We start from the raw sequence: 16696 nt of genomic DNA, 5'->3' as shown, positions 1-16696 counted from the left end.
GGTTAATTATTAAAATTTTATAGCTGCATACACACTCAAAACGCTATTTTTAGAATCTGGGAACGTGTAGGTTTGTCCAAGAACTGTTCTTTCTTTTCCAACAGTGCTTAATCCATAATTGTATCTGGCTCCGATTCCAAAGCTGTCAAAATCAAAGCCAACTCCAGCAGCAATACCGAAATCAAATTTATTTAAATCGTCTTCATCAACATTTTCTTCAAAGTTGTACGATCCATTAGCTGATTCGTTGGTGATTTTTGAGTCTACTAGAAATGCTGCGTAAGGACCAAATTGCACATTGAAATTCTTAGTAAGATTTGCTTTCAACAATACAGGAACTTCAATGTAGTTCAGCCTGAATTTTCCTGTTCCTTCTGCAAATGCGTTGTCGTATTGCAATTCCGCTCCTTTGGTAGTGTAACTAACTTCTGGTTGCAATGCTAGGCTTGAAGTTATAGGAAGTTGTGCGAATAAACCAATATTGAAACCGGCCAAAACATTTTCGTCGTCAACATCTTCTGTATATAAATTAGACATGTTCAAACCTCCTTTAATTCCTAATGATGCGCCACTTTCTTGTGCTTGAATTGCATTTGTAGTTCCTAATGTTACTAAAACAACGGCTAATACTCTCTTTAAATTTTTCATCTTTGTATATTTTTTAATTGTTTGTTTTTGTTTTACAAAGATGCGATGGCAATAGTTATTGCGTGTTACATCAATTTCGAATATTGTTACAGAATTTAAATATGAGGTTATAAAATCTTGAAATAATGCCCGTCAGAATAGGGTATATTGTACCTCAATTCTTCTATTGGTATTGAAAATAAAGGATAATTGAAAAATCCATGGAAAGAATATTGCGTGTAATGAAGCAGGAATCTTTAATGTGAGGAATAAACTGTTGGGTATAAATTAAGTTTATTTTCTTGAAACGCATAGAAACATAGCTTTAGGTTTTCCTGTTGAGAAGTTTCACTTTATAAAATAGGTTTGTGACCAAAAAAGGGAAATCCAACTCTGTTTTGCTATGTTTCTATGTGTTTATTTTTAAACAGTTCCGGAGCTTTTTATTCTAAATAATGGTACCAAATAGGTTAAAAATAATCTTTTGAATTATGCAGGAAGGTATATGGTAAAAGTCGCTCCTTCATTGGCGGTTCCTTTCGCAAAGATAAATCCTTTGTGGTTTTCAACTATTTTTTTGCAAATAGCGAGTCCAATTCCAGTTCCTTCATATTCGTTTTTGTTATGAAGTCGATTGAAAAGGATAAATATCTTTTTAGCATATTCCTGTTCAAAACCAATTCCGTTATCAGCTACAGTGATTTTGTGGTATTTGGTGTTGTTATTGGGTAAAATTTCTTCCTCATTTGCAACAATCGTCGAACAGTTGATTTTGATAATTGGAGTTGCATCTTCTTTGCTATATTTTAAGGAGTTGCTGATTAAATTAGTGAATAACTGCTGAATTTGGAACGGAATTACGTTTAAAATCGGTAATTCATTATTTTCAATCACAGCTTTTTTTTCTTCTATAATTTGAGCTAATTCTTGTTTTGAATTTTCCAATAAAGAATTTAAATCCGCTTCTTCAAAAACTTTCTCTGCTTTATTTGTTCTTGAAAATTGCAATAAATCCTGAATTAGAATTCGCATTCTGTTTGCTGAGGATTGAATGCTGGACACATATTGTTGTCCCGCTTTCGATAAATTATCATAGTCTTTGCTGACTAATCGAGAAAGAAACGTTTCAATTTTGCGCAAAGGTTCCTGCAAATCATGACTGGCAATGTAATTGAATGCGGTAAGTTCCTTATTGTTGCTTTCTAATTCCCTGTTACGATCTTCAATAAACTTTTGAGCATATACTTCTTCGGTAACATCGCTTGTGGTTCCTATAAAGGTTTTGTCTCCAGAAGCAATTGTAACCGTTCGGCCTAATGTTCTAAAATGTCTGATCTCACCGTCTTTTCGGATAATTCGATAAGTAAAAGGAGCGAGGTCATTATCAGTAAGAATACTTTTGGTGTTTTCGATTACATATTCTAAATCTTCAGGATGAATAAAGTTCAAATATGCTTCTAAACTGGCTACAAAAGATTGAGGTTCGCAACCCAACAATCGATATTCATTGTCAGAGAAAGTATAGGTATTGGTTTCGAAATTTAATTGCCAGCTTCCAAAACCACCCACTATTTCCGCAAGATTACTGGCTTCATTCGCTACAGAGAGGGTGTTTATTGTGATTTTTAGCAACACTAAATCCCGATTCATTTTAATAAAAGCAATCGTAATCAAAATCAAGGTTGTTATAAGCGTCAAATAAATCAGTAACGGTGTATAATTCATCGTTAATTCATACTCCTTTTGCCTGTTCTTTAAAAGTTTTTGCTGAGTAATCATCATGTCTTCTACTTTGTAACGAATAGAATCCATTGTTTGTTTACCAATAATTAAATTGTTTTTAAGAATATTTTGGTCATATTTACCCTGCTCAATCATATAAAGTGACTTAGAAAGGTAGTTTTGTCTTTTATTAATAAAATACAACAGTTTTTTTAAATTGCTTTGTTGGGTTCTGCTGTGTGCGGTCAGTCGAGAAACTCTTTTAAACGATTTTCTTACTAACCCTTTTGAATTATGATACGGTGTCAGAAAAGTTTTATCATTACTCAAAAGGTAACCTCTTTGCCCGGTTTCGGCATCTTTTATGTAGGAAATAAGTCGTTCAAGTTCAGCATTCACCTCGTGGCTGTTACTTACAAAAGCTGACGATTTTTTTAAAACCGTAATGTGCTTAAAAGTAATTCCGCCAATAAAAAAAATAATCGCTACCGAGATAACAAAAATTATTTTTAGAAAAAGGGGTGATTTATGAAGTTGAATATATTTCATTTTACATTCTCATTAAAAAATTATCTTTGTTCAAGCCAGAAGTGTGGTATTGCCAATTGATGGTCACCACTTCAGAAAGTATTTTTTTTAAATCCTCAAAATCATTTGGTTTTTTAATATAGATATTGGCACCATTTATAAAGGTTTCTTCAATATGCTCTTCAGATGATGAGGTGGAATAAATCGCAATGGCAATATCACTTAGCTTTTCATTTTTTTTGATTTCCAATAAACATTCAACGCCATTCTTTTTTGGCATGTTCAAATCCAGAAACAATACGTTTGGCAAAACAGAATCTTCATGGTTCAGATAATCCATTAACTCAACACCATCATTAAAGGTACTTACTTTGGTGTTTATTTTTAATTCATCAAATGCATCCGTAAAAAACAATCTGTCATCTTCGTCATCGTCTGCAAGGCAAATATTTATAAAATCAGTAGTCATATACTATTGGTTTAATTGTTGTTTTTATTGGATAATTCTCTTCGTTTCGAAATAATGCGCTGGAAAGCAGAAGGCGTCATTCCAGTAGTATGCTTGAATTGCGTGCTCAAATGTGCGACACTGGAGTAATTCAATTGAATGGAAATTTCAGTTAAATTTAGTGGCGTATTGATCATCAATTGTTTTGCTAATTCTATTTTTTGAATAATAATAAAATTTTCAATAGAAGTATACGTGACTTCTGAAAAAACATTGGACAAATAAGCATAACTAAGATTTAATTTGTCCGCAATATACACGGAGCTTTTTATGTTTAGCGGCTTATCACTGTTGACCATTTCTACGATGGCGTCTTTTATTTTTTGAACCAAAACACTTTTCTGGTTTTCAACTATTTCTATGCCATATTCATTGAAAATAGCGGTGATTTCGGCTACTTTTGAAGAAGGTATTTTTTCTAAAAAATTAAATTCGCCAAACCCGATAATATTAAATTTATACCCCAATTCGGATAGTTTTTCCTGAACAATTTTTTTTGTCAGTTGAGCATAATCAAATTTTAAATATACTTTCATAAAGACTTTTGTTTAACGGTAAAGATATAAAAAGGTTGCTTTCAAATTCATTTTTGAAATTTTCTTAAAACCATTTTACAGAATCAGAAATAGCTGATTTTCGAACTTTAATGCAAAATTTGAATTAATTCATAAAGGTTTAGTTTTGATTATTAGGTTTTTAAAAATAGAAAAATTTTTGGATTTAATTGGTGTTGAATTTTAAAAAAGTTCAACAATCGTTAATTTTGTGATTTTTTTAACAGAGATTTTAAGATTAAATTGTTCTTTTTTTTGGGCAATTCGGAAAGATTATTCGCGGATATCACTGCTTTTTCAGCGTTATAATTCTTAATTAACAGTTGTTTTTTTATTTATTGAATTGCTGTTTTCAATTGCTCTTTGGCTCGGGATTAAGAGCTGTTTTCTATGTTTTCAATTGCAGCAATGCCGGAATAATGCGTTTTGATTTCAGAATATAAATTTGAATTTTTATTGTAGGATTGTAACTGATATTGATTCTATGTTTGTAATTTTGCCGCACAACTACATAAAAATGACAACACAACAACTTATCCAACAAATTCAACAAAAAAAATCGTTCCTATGCGTAGGTTTAGATGTTGATTTGACCAAAATCCCATCACATTTATTAGCGTCAGAAGATCCTATTTTTGAGTTTAATAAAGCGATTATTGATGCAACTCATGACCTTACTGTCGCCTATAAACCCAATACTGCTTTTTATGAAGCTCATGGCATAAAAGGGTGGATGTCACTGCAAAAAACAATTAAATATCTGAACGAAAATTATCCAGAAATCTTCACAATTGCCGATGCAAAAAGGGGAGACATTGGAAATACGTCATCGATGTATGCGAAAGCTTTTTTCGAAGATTTGAATTTCGACAGCGTTACAGTTGCTCCTTATATGGGAAAAGATTCTGTAGAACCCTTTTTAGCTTTCGAAAATAAACATACGATTATGTTGGCTTTGACTTCCAATGAAGGTGCATTCGACTTTCAAACGCTGAATGTTTCCGACGCTTCGGGAGGAAAAGAATTGTACAAACAGGTTTTAGAAACTTCTAGAACATGGAAAAACAGCGAAAACCTGATGTACGTTGTCGGTGCTACCAAAGCGGAATATTTCACTGAAATCCGCAAAATTGTTCCTGACAGTTTTTTACTCGTTCCGGGAGTTGGCGCACAAGGAGGTAGTCTTTCAGAAGTTTGTAAATACGGAATGAATGCCAATGTTGGATTATTAATCAATTCCTCCAGAGCAATTATTTACGCCTCAAATGGAACTGATTTTGCCGAAAAGGCTAGAGACGAAGCGTTGAAAATGCAGCAGGAAATGGAAGAGATAATGAGTTTAAAGTTTAAAGTTTAAAGTTTCAGGTTGTAACCAAAACATAAAACATAAAGCCTTTAATTATGAAACATATAAGTCATGTAAGTTAAAGAATGTTAGCTTGCTAAATAGTACTTAAGAAGGTATATAAGTTAAAAGCGTTCTTTATAAAGCTATGACTTTCTTAAATGAACTATTTGACTGCATAAATTAATTGTAAATTAAAAACTTAAATGACTTTTATGTTTAACAATTTATTTTTTCATAATGCTCTTATTTGTAAAAACTTAATTTTTCTTAATTTCTTAATGGTAAAAAAGCGGTTAATTGATGCTTTAAGACTATCAACTTTAAACTCTAAACTTGAAACAAAAAACTTTAATCGATCAAATAGGAACGACTCATTCATTTGAAACGTCTCCAAAACGTATTATTTCTTTGGTTCCTTCTCAAACGGAATTACTCTACGATTTAGGTCTTGAAGACCGAATCATAGGAATTACAAAATTCTGTGTGCATCCGTATCATTTTAAATCAACCAAGAAAATTGTTGGTGGAACCAAAAAAGCACATTACGAGAAAATCAGATTGCTGCAACCGGATATTATCATTTGTAATAAAGAGGAAAATACAGCTGAAATGGTAGAGGAATTGCGTAAAATTTGTCCGGTTTGGGTAACAAATATCATAACGATTGAAGACAATTTCCAAATGATAACCGACTTTGGTCAGCTCTTTAATTGCAGAACCGAGTCTCAGAAATGGAACGACAAATTGGCTTTTGCCTTGAGCGATTTTAAAAATTTCATCAAAGACAAACCGCATCAAAAAGTAGCGTATTTTATTTGGAAAAACCCTTTTATGGTCGCTGGTTCGGATAATTTCATCAACGAATTGCTTAAACTAAACCATTTTCAGAATATTTACGAGAATAATGGGCGTTATCCTGAAATCGAACTCAAAAAAATTCGTCTGGAAGGCGATCCTGATTTGGTTTTCCTATCCTCAGAACCCTATCCTTTCAAGGAAGAAGATGCTTTTGAAATAGGTCGTTTCACACACCATGCAAAAACAGTATTTGTGGATGGTGAAATGTTTTCTTGGTATGGAAGCAGGTTGCTAAAAGCGTTTGATTATTTTAAAAAAATACATCAAAAATTATAATTCACATTCCTCTAAAATCAGTTCTTCTTTTGTAACGGTTGACTTGATGGTAGTCTTTTCAATGTTGAAATTTAATTCTGAGAACATTTGGTATTCTCTTTTAAGCTTTTCTATTTCACTTTTCTCTTTCAATAATCCTTTCATGGGTGTAATTTTTTTGCAAATTTACGGCATACAATTATAAAACAAGCATTATTTTTTGTTAAGATTGGGATTTAAAATTAAAGTCCTATTTTTACAAAAAAAATACGTGATCAATTACACCATTTACGAAAATAAAAACACCGAGCAGTGGGTCACTTTTGTACACGGTGCCGGAGGAAGTTCGTCTATCTGGTTTAAGCAAATTCGCGATTTCAAGAAACAATATAATGTATTGTTATTGGATTTGCGGGGTCACGGGGAATCAAAACCCACTTTAAAGACAGCTTTCAAACAGAAATATACTTTTTCGGCTTTGGCCAATGATATTCTGGAAGTCTTAGATTTTCTTAAAATAAAAAAATCACATTTCGTTGGTATTTCATTGGGTACTATTCTCATCAGACAATTGGCTGAAATGTATCCGGAACGCGTGCAAAGCATGATTCTGGGTGGTGCAATCCTTAAGATGAATTTCCGTTCCCAAGTATTGATGCGATTGGGAAATATGTTTAAATATGTATTGCCTTATCTCGTTTTATACAAGTTTTTTGCCTTTGTCATCATGCCTAAAAAAAGTCACAAGCAATCTCGTGTTCTTTTTATAAATGAAGCCAAGAAGTTATACCAAAAAGAATTTATAAAGTGGTTTAAACTCACAGCCGAAATAAATCCCGTGCTTAAATGGTTCCGTCAGGTCGAATTGAATATTCCTACGCTTTATGTAATGGGTGAAGAAGATTATATGTTTTTGCCTTCGGTGCGTAAAGTAGTGGAGAATCATTATAAATCGTCGAAACTCTTCGTAATAGAAAAATGTGGACATGTAGTAAATGTAGAGCAACCTAATGCTTTCAATGATGCGGTTCTGTCTTTTATAAATACAACTAAATAAAAAATGCCTGCACTATGAATGCAGGCAATTCTTTAACTAACCAAAACCAAAATAATAAATAACCAGTTTATTACTCTGCAAAGATCACACTTAAGGAAACGTTTTGCTGTTAAGATTTTGTTATTACTTTGTTGCACATAAGTTAAGATTTTTTACAGTTTTTATTCTTTACAATTAATTCCAGTTTTGAAAGATTGTATTGGTGGATGGGTGATAATATACAGTGCAGAAACTAGTTCGAAAAAGGATTGTTTTTATAAAAATACCACCGTTTTATTGTCATAAACCATTGTTTTTCTTTCGGCATGCAATTTTATGGCTCTGGCCAAAACCATGCGTTCTAAATCTCGTCCTTTCATAATAAAATCTTCTATAGAATGGCTGTGCGAAACTCGGGCAATATCCTGCTCGATAATCGGACCTTCATCTAATCCTTCGGTTACATAGTGACTGGTGGCACCAATGATTTTCACACCGCGTTTAAAAGCCGAATGATACGGTTTTGCACCAGGAAACGCAGGCAGAAAAGAGTGATGAATATTGATAATTTGATTTTTATATTGCGCAATCAAATTAGGAGTGATAATTTGCATGTAGCGCGCCAAAACAATAAAGTCAATATTGTATTGCTTCAGTAAATCCAACAGCTTTTGTTCGCCTTCCGCTTTTATATCTTTCGTGAAAGGAACATAATGAAACGGTATAGAAAAACGTTCTGCCACGCACTTCAAATCCTCATGGTTGCTGATGATTAAAGGAATTTCGAGAGGCAATTCACCAGCGCTGTAACGTCCTAAAATATCATACAAACAATGGTCGTATTTAGAAACAAACAAAGCCATTTTTGGTTTTTCGTCTTGGGTATACATTTCCCACGACATCTTAAACGGCGAAGCTAACTTGGCTTGAAAATCAATTTTAATAGCTTCAATATTCCAGTTTTTGGCACTGAATTCACATTCTAAACGCATGAAAAATACATTTTCATCGGCATCAACATGTTGATCTAAATAAATAATATTGCCATCAATGGACGAAATATAATTCGTAACGGAGGCAATAATTGCTTTTTGATCTTCGCAATGGATTAGGATTGTAATTTTTTGCATTAGCGTTCTGTTTTTAACTTTGTTCTTAGTAATGAAGAGTATTTTCAAAACTAGATGAATTTGTACTTATAAAAAAGTTGGATTAGGCTGTTTTATGTTTGAAAAAAACAGCCCAATTTCAATCTATTTGTTATCCTGCATTGCAAAAACTTTCTGTAACAAAACAGAAGTTCTGGCACTTAGATTCGTTCTGATGTTTTTCTCTTCAACGGCAACCATTTTGAAAACACCATTCAGCGCTTGGTTTGTAACGTAATCCGTCAAATCAGGATTCACTTTATTTACCAGAGGAATGCTGTTGTATTTTGTAATAATGTTGGTCCAAACTTTATCGGCACCTACTTTAGTAAATGAATTTTTAATCACTGGATTAAATTTTCCGTACAAAGCCGTTGAAGTACTGTTTTGTAGATAATTCGTCGCCGAACTTTCATTTCCCATCAAAATCGTTTTGGCATCCATAAAAGTCATGTTTCTGACGGCGTCAACAAATATTGGCGTCGCTTCCTTTACCGCGTCTTCAGCAGCACGATTCAATACTTTCAAACCTTCGTCAGCCAAAGAACTCAATCCAATTCTTCTCAAACCCGCGTCTACTTTTCTCAATTCTTCCGGCAATAAAATTTTTACGGCTTCATTTCTGTAAAAACCATCGGTAGCTGTCAGTTTTGTTACCTGTTTTGAAATCCCATTATTCAACGCTTCCTTCAATCCGCCGGCAATATCAACACCGCCAATTCCTTGCGTTTGTGGAAATTGATTCATAACTTGTTGCATTTCGGCACAACTGGAAAGTGAAATTGCTACTGCTAAAACTAAAATTTTCTTCATTGTAAATTGTTTATTTATTAATTTGCCATCCGGCATTTGTAAAAATACTACTTATTCAAAAACAAAGCCAACTATTCTTTAGGAGCACAAAATTTAGTAGTATTAATCACGATTTGTCCCGCTTTCCGCTGTATTCCCGATAAATAAAAACTACGGCTACAAAAAAGCCTTGTTTTTCTAAATCGGGAGATGCCGTTGCAATCGGGGCTAAATAACAAAATTCTTCCTTATTTATTAACAACGAGCAGCAACATCAAATAATTTTTAAAATAAAATTGTAAATTGCAGGCTTAAATTATCATATTCATAAAATGGAACAACAAAAACCATATATCCCTAACAATAAAGTAAGAATTGTAACCGCTGCAGCTCTTTTTGACGGTCACGATGCGGCAATCAACATCATGCGGAGGATTATTCAATCTACCGGTGTTGAGGTGATTCATCTAGGTCACGACCGCAGTGTGGAAGAAGTGGTCAACACCGCGATTCAAGAAGATGCGAATGCCATTGCAATAACTTCCTATCAAGGAGGACATAACGAATATTTTAAATACATGTATGACTTGCTTCAGGAAAAAGGAGCGGGCCAAATCAAGATATTTGGTGGTGGCGGTGGTGTAATCCTGCCTTCAGAAATTGCCGAATTACAAGCTTACGGAATCACCAGAATTTACGCTCCGGATGACGGTCGTGCGATGGGATTACAAGGGATGATCAATGATTTAGTGCAACAATCTGATTATCCGGTTGGCGATAAATTGACGGATGAAATCAATCATTTGGAAGAAAAAAATCCAAAAGCAATAGCCAGAATTATTTCATCAGCAGAAAATTTTCCTGATGTAGCGGCCAAAACTTTGGAAGCCATCCAAAAAAAGAATGAAAATAGTACGATTCCGGTTCTTGGAATTACAGGAACGGGAGGAGCAGGAAAATCATCTTTGGTAGATGAGTTAGTGCGTCGTTTTCTAATTGATTTTCCGGAAAAAACAATCGGATTAATTTCTGTAGATCCGTCCAAACGTAAAACGGGTGGTGCATTATTAGGAGATAGAATCCGAATGAATGCCATTAATAATCCTCGTGTTTACATGCGTTCTTTGGCTACACGTCAATCGAATCTGGCTTTATCTAAATATGTTGCTGATGCAATCCAAGTGATTAAGGCGGCAAATTATGATATCATCATCTTGGAGACTTCTGGAATCGGACAATCCGATACGGAAATCATGGATCACTCTGATGTTTCTTTATACGTTATGACACCAGAATTTGGTGCAGCAACCCAATTGGAAAAAATCGACATGCTTGATTTTGCTGACTTGGTAGCAATAAACAAATTTGACAAACGCGGTTCTCTTGATGCGTTAAGAGACGTGAAAAAACAATACCAACGCAACCATAATTTATGGGATGCTAATTTAGATACGCTTCCGGTATTCGGGACCATTGCTTCACAGTTCAACGATCCTGGAATGAATACGCTGTACAAAGCGATTATGGATAAAGTCCATGAGAAAACAAATTCTGATTTGAAATCTACGTTCCAAATCACGCGTGAAATGAGCGAGAAGATTTTCGTTATTCCGCCACACAGAACCCGTTATTTATCTGAAATTGCCGAAAGTAACCGCAAATATGATGTTACTGCGGTAAGCCAAGAACAAGTTGCCCAGAAATTATACGGAATTTTCAAAACGATTGAAACAGTTGCTAAAAAAACTCCTGAGTTAAACAAAGCAGGAATTAATGACGATTCAGTTTTGCCAAGTGCTTTGGAATCTGAAAAACCAGGTGCTGCTGAGGACAAAATATTTTTGAATCTTTTACTGAATCAGTTTGAAAAAGTAAAAATGGATTTGGATCCGTACAATTGGGAAATCATTTTGACTTGGGACGAAAAAGTAAACAAGTACAAAAATCCAGTTTATACGTTCAAAGTTCGTGACAGAGAAATCAAAATGGCTACGCATACAGAGTCGCTTTCACATTCTCAAATCCCAAAAATTGCATTACCAAAGTACAAAGCTTGGGGTGATATTTTACGTTGGTGTTTGCAGGAAAATGTTCCTGGAGAATTTCCTTTTACGGCAGGATTATATCCTTTCAAACGCGAAGGAGAAGATCCTTCTCGTATGTTTGCCGGAGAAGGTGGGCCAGAAAGAACCAACAAACGTTTTCATTATGTAAGTGCAGGATTACCGGCAAAACGATTGTCAACTGCTTTTGACAGTGTTACTTTATACGGAAACGATCCACATGTACGTCCTGATATTTATGGAAAAATTGGTAATGCCGGAGTTTCTATTTGTTGTTTGGATGATGCCAAAAAATTATATTCTGGTTTTGATTTGGTTCATGCGATGACTTCGGTGAGTATGACGATTAATGGACCGGCACCTATGTTATTAGGCTTTTTCATGAATGCGGCGATTGACCAACAATGTGAGTTTTACATCAAAGAAAATAATCTTGAAAAAGAAGTTGAAGCAAAAATTAACAAAATATACGCGGCTAAAGGAGTCGAAAGACCACATTACCAAGGAGATTTACCGGAAGGGAATAACGGTTTAGGTTTGATGCTTTTAGGCGTTACAGGAGATCAGGTTTTACCTTTGGAAGTGTATGACGAAATCAAAGCAAGAACATTGTCTCAAGTTCGTGGAACGGTTCAGGCTGATATTTTGAAAGAAGATCAGGCACAAAATACTTGTATTTTCTCTACTGAATTTGCCCTTCGATTGATGGGTGACGTACAGGAATATTTTATTACTAAGAATGTTAGAAACTTTTATTCGGTTTCTATCTCAGGATATCACATTGCAGAAGCAGGAGCGAATCCTATCACGCAATTGGCTTTCACACTTTCGAATGGTTTCACGTATGTGGAATATTATTTGAGTCGTGGAATGAACATCAATGATTTTGGACCAAATTTATCTTTCTTCTTTTCAAATGGAGTAGATCCTGAATATGCGGTTATTGGTCGTGTAGCGCGTAAAATTTGGTCTAAAGCCATGAAAAATAAATACGGAGCTAACGAACGTGCGCAAATGTTGAAATACCACATTCAGACTTCCGGGCGTTCATTACACGCACAGGAAATAGATTTCAATGATATTCGTACGACGTTACAAGCGTTATATGCGATTTATGACAACTGTAATTCGTTGCATACGAATGCGTATGACGAAGCAATCACAACACCTACGGAAGAATCAGTTCGTCGTGCAATGGCAATTCAGTTGATTATCAATAAAGAATTAGGTCTTGCTAAAAACGAAAACCCAATTCAAGGAGCTTTCATTATCGAAGAATTAACGGATTTAGTGGAAGCTGCAGTTTTACAGGAATTTGATAGAATTACGGAACGTGGCGGAGTGCTTGGTGCTATGGAAACCATGTACCAAAGAAGTAAAATTCAAGAAGAAAGTTTGTACTATGAAACTTTAAAGCATACAGGTGAATTTCCTATTATTGGTGTGAATACGTTCTTGAGTTCTAAAGGTTCTCCAACAGTAATTCCAGCGGAAGTTATTCGTGCTACGGAAGAAGAAAAACAATACCAAATTGATATGTTGAACCATTTGCATCAATCGAATCAGGATTTGGTAAATGAGCATTTAAATACGCTTCAGGAAGCAGCCATTAAAAACGAAAACTTATTTGAACATTTAATGGAAGCGACTAAAGTTTGTTCTTTGGGACAAATTACTTCGGCTTTGTTTGAAGTGGGTGGCCAATACAGAAGAAATATGTAAGCAGAGAACCACTTTTTTGCATCGCAAAAAAGTGTGTGAATCGCTGATCCCGCTTTCGGGCAATATTTGATTACAATATGTACAAAAGGCCTTTCAGCGATGAAAGGCTTTTTTTGTTTGTAATTATTGTGGCTTTATTTTATTTATTCTAAAGTATTATATTTACTTTTCAATCATTTAAAAAACTTTCAAATGAAAAAACTTCAAATTGTATTCTTATTTTTTCTTTTTGGGCATGTTGCCGATTCTTATGCGGCAAAAGCCGATACGTTGCAAATTCCCAGTATGGCAATGAATAAAACCTATAAAGCTGCGGTAGTTTTACCAAGTTCTTATGCTAAAAGCAAAATTAATTATCCTGTTCTTTACCTATTGCATGGCGCTTATGGCCATTTTAATGATTGGTTGTCTAAAACCCCGGATAAGAATTTATTACACAATTTAGCCGACCAATATAATATCATAATTGTAATGCCCGAAGGTGAAACATTCAGTTTTTATCTGGATAGTCCAGTGAATAAAGGAAGCCAGTTTGAAACTTACATTACGAAAGAAGTTATTCAGAAAGTAGATAACACGTACCGAACCATAAACGACCGAAAAGGACGTGTAATTACGGGACTTTCTATGGGAGGTCACGGGGCGTTGTATCTTTCGACAAGACATCCTGAGTTGTTCTGCGCAGCTGGTAGTATGAGTGGAGCAGTAGATATGGGAAGCATGATAAATCCGGAATCTAAGGAAAGAGTTACGAAGTTAATGGAACCTGTTTTTGGAACTGAAGGAGCACCACAGGAAGTGTATGCTTCGAATGCGGTTTTGAATATGGTTGACAAAATAAAAACCAACAAACTGGAATTGATTATAGATTGCGGTGTGGATGATTTTTTGATTGAATCCAATAGAGAATTACACCGAAGACTCGTTTACAACAAAGTTTCTCATGATTATACGGAACGTCCCGGAGCGCATACTTGGGAATACTGGGAAAATGCGTTGCCTTCTCATGTGCTGTTTTTTAGCAAGATTTTAAAAAATAATGCTACAGTGTTGAAATAGACTTTGTGTTTATAATAATTTTAAAAGGCCTTTCATAGATAATGATGAAAGGCCTTTTTATTGATTTAATCTTTAATTTTTTTTAATTTCAAATAACCAATATGCAATGGATTTTGCTCTAATTGTGTTTCTGACTTTGTTATTTTTAAAGAATATAAAGCTTTGAAATGTGCTGGCAGCATATCTGCAACATTGTAAATATCATCTACATCAATTCCGTATTGATCGTCAATATGCGAAGGTGCTTCTTTGAAACCACAATGTTTGTAAAATGTAGTTTTTTTTGATTTTTTTGATGCTAATGCTAAACTAGCAGCAACTGTAATCATTTTATAATGGTATTCTTCAAATTCATTTTCTTTATAACCTCCTAAATTGATGAAAAATAATTGTTCTGGGGTAACTTGTGTTTCAGTATTTTTTGGAACAATTTCAATAAAGAAGTCATCGACTACAGAAACTTCTCGCCAAACATCAATATGAATTTTACCTTTGGCTTCTGGCCAAAAAAGATTGATATGAGGAATCAATTCTTTTAAGGAATTACCAATTCCAAAAAAAATATCATGCTGCTCTATAAACCGTCCTTCTGGTACGCAGCCTAGCATTATCATGTATAATTTAAGTTTTTTTTCCATAATTCAAAAGTACAATATTCTTCACAATAAAGTTTGGCACAATTCATGAATAGAGTTTTTTATATAAATTATAAAAACGAAATCGAATGAAAAAAATTACCTTATTTTTAGTTTTCATCGGGATGATGGCACTACAAAGTTGTGAAGTAACAGAAGTATATGATGATGTAGATAATGGACCAAGAAATGAAGTGTTTGAAGTTACCACTTCATTCAATTCCAATAATAATTATAGTAGATTGGTCGTATTTGATCCGCCAATTTATTCCTCGGATTCTGTTTTAGTATACCATTTATATGATATAGTAAATGGACAAGATGTTTGGAAGTTAATGCCTCAAACGTATTATTTTAATGATGGAGGAGCATTAGATTTCAATTTTGATTATTCTAGATTTAATGTGAATATCTATCTTTCGGCAAATTTTAATCTTAATACATTGCCAGCAAGTTGGACTCAAGACCAAACCTTTAGAATTGTTGTAATACCAGATGGTTTTGCTAAAACAATTAATAAAAATAATATTGACTCTGTAATGTCTGCATTGAAAGTTGATGGGAGTGGCATTAAGAAAATCAATTTGTAAGGAGGAATTTTAGCAATAAAAAAAGGAAATCGAGAGATTTCCTTTTTTTATTGCTTGTGCTTTTTAGTTTTAAACCATTTCTTTACTGCTCTTTCTAAGCGATGCAACTATTCCCGCGATAAGGGAAACGGCTATAAAAGCCAGTGATACCCATTCAGGCAGTTTTAGATAATCATGAAGCAGCATTTTAATACCTACGAAAGTTAAGATGGCAATAAGACTGTACTCCAAATGAGCAAATTTGTCTAGCATGTGAGCCAGAAAGAAATACATAGATCGTAATCCTAAAATAGCAAAGATATTAGAACTAAAAACTAAAAACGGATCGCTTGTTATGGCTAAAATTGCAGGAACACTATCAATCGCAAAAACGACATCCATAACTTCAATCACGATTAGCGCTACAAATAGAGGAGTAGCAGCTGTAATGTGTCTTCTTTTTACAAAGAAATGCTCACCATCGATGTGATTAGAGATTGGCATGGCTTTTTTTAGCGCTTTATAAATGAAGGATTTCTTTGGTTCAAATTTTTCGTCCTCTCCACTAAATAACATTTTCATGGCGGTGTAAATTAGAAAACCTCCAAAAATATATGTCATCCATGAAAATTTGTTAATCAGTAAAACGCCAAAATAGATCATAAGACCTCTAAAGACAATGGCGCCAAGAATTCCCCAAAACAGCACTCGATGTTGGTATTTTTGCGGAATTTTAAATGCGGAAAAAATAATAGCGATGACAAAAATGTTATCAATACTAAGGGATAATTCTATCAAATAGCCCGTGATGAACTTTATTGATGCGGCAGCAGGTTTCAAAGAATCTGGATTGGCAATATAATCCGTGGTGTAAAGCCAATAGATTACTCCGGAGAATATAAAAGATAATGTAACCCATATTGCGGTCCATTTCCCTGCTTCTTTGGAACTTATAATGTGTGGTGTTTTATTAAAAACTCCTAAATCAAGGGCTAAAAAAATCAAAACTGCGGTTAAAAAAGAAATCCAGACAATCATAAATTTAAGGTATTTATATTTTGCGTAAAGATACTTTTTGATTATTAAACTTAACTAAAAATTTTAAGGAAAAGTTTTGACTTTTTACTCTTTGGGATTTTTTATGAATCTGTTACTTTCGAAAATAATGGCCTTAAAATTACTAAGTTGTGATTTTAAGCATGTATTTTTAATAATTTGATAAATTTCGGTCTATAACCCATAAAAATTTGAGGCAAAATTTTATAAAAGTAA

The 16696-nt window shown here is 34.0% G+C and carries 15 protein-coding genes; 6 read left to right on the top strand and 9 right to left on the bottom strand.

All coding sequences use genetic code 11. The features are described 5' to 3' along the window. Window positions 1-9: 9 nt before the first annotated feature. The 4 genes from DR980_RS01685 to DR980_RS01670 form a co-directional block, all read right to left on the bottom strand. Window positions 10-648: a porin family protein gene (locus tag DR980_RS01685; RefSeq protein WP_113633517.1), complete on the bottom strand. Its 639-nt coding sequence runs from the start codon at window positions 646-648 to the stop codon at window positions 10-12. Window positions 649-1116: 468 nt separating this feature from the next. After that, window positions 1117-2898 carry a sensor histidine kinase gene (locus DR980_RS01680; protein WP_113633516.1) on the bottom strand — a complete coding sequence of 594 codons (1782 nt, stop codon included), beginning with the start codon at window positions 2896-2898 and terminating at the stop codon, window positions 1117-1119. Between the two features lies 1 nt (window position 2899). Then, window positions 2900-3346, bottom strand: a complete 447-nt coding sequence (locus DR980_RS01675) for a response regulator (protein WP_113633515.1) — start codon at window positions 3344-3346, stop codon at window positions 2900-2902. Window positions 3347-3357: 11 nt separating this feature from the next. Continuing rightward, window positions 3358-3921 carry a helix-turn-helix domain-containing protein gene (locus DR980_RS01670; RefSeq protein WP_113633514.1) on the bottom strand — a complete coding sequence of 188 codons (564 nt, stop codon included), beginning with the start codon at window positions 3919-3921 and terminating at the stop codon, window positions 3358-3360. A gap of 535 nt (window positions 3922-4456) precedes the next feature. Here DR980_RS01670 and pyrF point away from each other — a divergent pair. Continuing rightward, a complete protein-coding gene (gene pyrF / locus DR980_RS01665) occupies window positions 4457-5296 on the top strand; it encodes an orotidine-5'-phosphate decarboxylase (protein WP_113633640.1) in 840 nt (279 codons plus the stop codon). A 324-nt stretch (window positions 5297-5620) separates the two neighbouring features. Next, complete coding sequence (locus DR980_RS01660; protein ID WP_167400525.1) at window positions 5621-6421, top strand: ABC transporter substrate-binding protein; 801 nt, start codon at window positions 5621-5623, stop codon at window positions 6419-6421. Here DR980_RS01660 and DR980_RS16300 read toward each other — a convergent pair. After that, window positions 6416-6565: a hypothetical protein gene (locus tag DR980_RS16300; RefSeq protein ID WP_167400524.1), complete on the bottom strand. Its 150-nt coding sequence runs from the start codon at window positions 6563-6565 to the stop codon at window positions 6416-6418. The genes DR980_RS01660 and DR980_RS16300 overlap by 6 nt on opposite strands. 106 nt (window positions 6566-6671) lie before the next feature. On the opposite strand from DR980_RS16300, the gene DR980_RS01655 reads away from it, so the two are divergent. Further along, entirely contained in the window at window positions 6672-7457 is a 786-nt protein-coding gene (locus tag DR980_RS01655) for an alpha/beta fold hydrolase (protein ID WP_113633638.1), read from the top strand. Window positions 7458-7711: 254 nt separating this feature from the next. On the opposite strand, the gene purU is transcribed toward DR980_RS01655, so the two are convergent. Together purU and DR980_RS01645 are read right to left on the bottom strand one after the other, a co-directional pair. Next, on the bottom strand, window positions 7712-8566 hold the full coding sequence (purU, locus tag DR980_RS01650; protein ID WP_113633513.1) for a formyltetrahydrofolate deformylase: 855 nt from the start codon (window positions 8564-8566) through the stop codon (window positions 7712-7714). 123 nt (window positions 8567-8689) lie between these two features. Further along, the gene (locus tag DR980_RS01645) at window positions 8690-9397 is read right to left on the bottom strand and encodes a DUF4197 domain-containing protein (RefSeq protein ID WP_113633637.1); all 708 of its coding nucleotides are present in this window, start codon (window positions 9395-9397) and stop codon (window positions 8690-8692) included. A gap of 311 nt (window positions 9398-9708) precedes the next feature. Here DR980_RS01645 and DR980_RS01640 point away from each other — a divergent pair, with 311 nt between their 5' ends. After that, window positions 9709-13161, top strand: a complete 3453-nt coding sequence (locus DR980_RS01640; protein ID WP_113633512.1) for a methylmalonyl-CoA mutase family protein — start codon at window positions 9709-9711, stop codon at window positions 13159-13161. Window positions 13162-13353: 192 nt separating this feature from the next. Next, window positions 13354-14220, top strand: coding sequence for an alpha/beta hydrolase (locus tag DR980_RS01635; RefSeq protein ID WP_113633511.1), 867 nt, complete (start codon window positions 13354-13356; stop codon window positions 14218-14220). 65 nt (window positions 14221-14285) lie between these two features. Here DR980_RS01635 and DR980_RS01630 read toward each other — a convergent pair whose 3' ends face one another. Then, entirely contained in the window at window positions 14286-14858 is a 573-nt protein-coding gene (locus DR980_RS01630; RefSeq protein WP_113633510.1) for a DUF1543 domain-containing protein, read from the bottom strand. Window positions 14859-14944: 86 nt separating this feature from the next. Between DR980_RS01630 and DR980_RS01625 the strand changes: the two genes are divergently transcribed. After that, window positions 14945-15445 (top strand): hypothetical protein, encoded by a 501-nt coding sequence (locus DR980_RS01625; protein ID WP_113633509.1) that lies wholly within the window; start codon window positions 14945-14947, stop codon window positions 15443-15445. Window positions 15446-15514: 69 nt separating this feature from the next. Here the strand turns inward: DR980_RS01625 and DR980_RS01620 are convergent, their stop codons facing one another. Further along, complete coding sequence (locus DR980_RS01620; protein WP_113633508.1) at window positions 15515-16462, bottom strand: TerC family protein; 948 nt, start codon at window positions 16460-16462, stop codon at window positions 15515-15517. Between the last annotated feature and the right edge of the window lie 234 nt (window positions 16463-16696).

This window comes from Flavobacterium psychrolimnae (genome assembly GCF_003312425.1).
Taxonomy (GTDB): Bacteria; Bacteroidota; Bacteroidia; order Flavobacteriales; family Flavobacteriaceae; genus Flavobacterium; species Flavobacterium psychrolimnae.
This window is presented reverse-complemented; position numbering and strand designations above follow the sequence as displayed.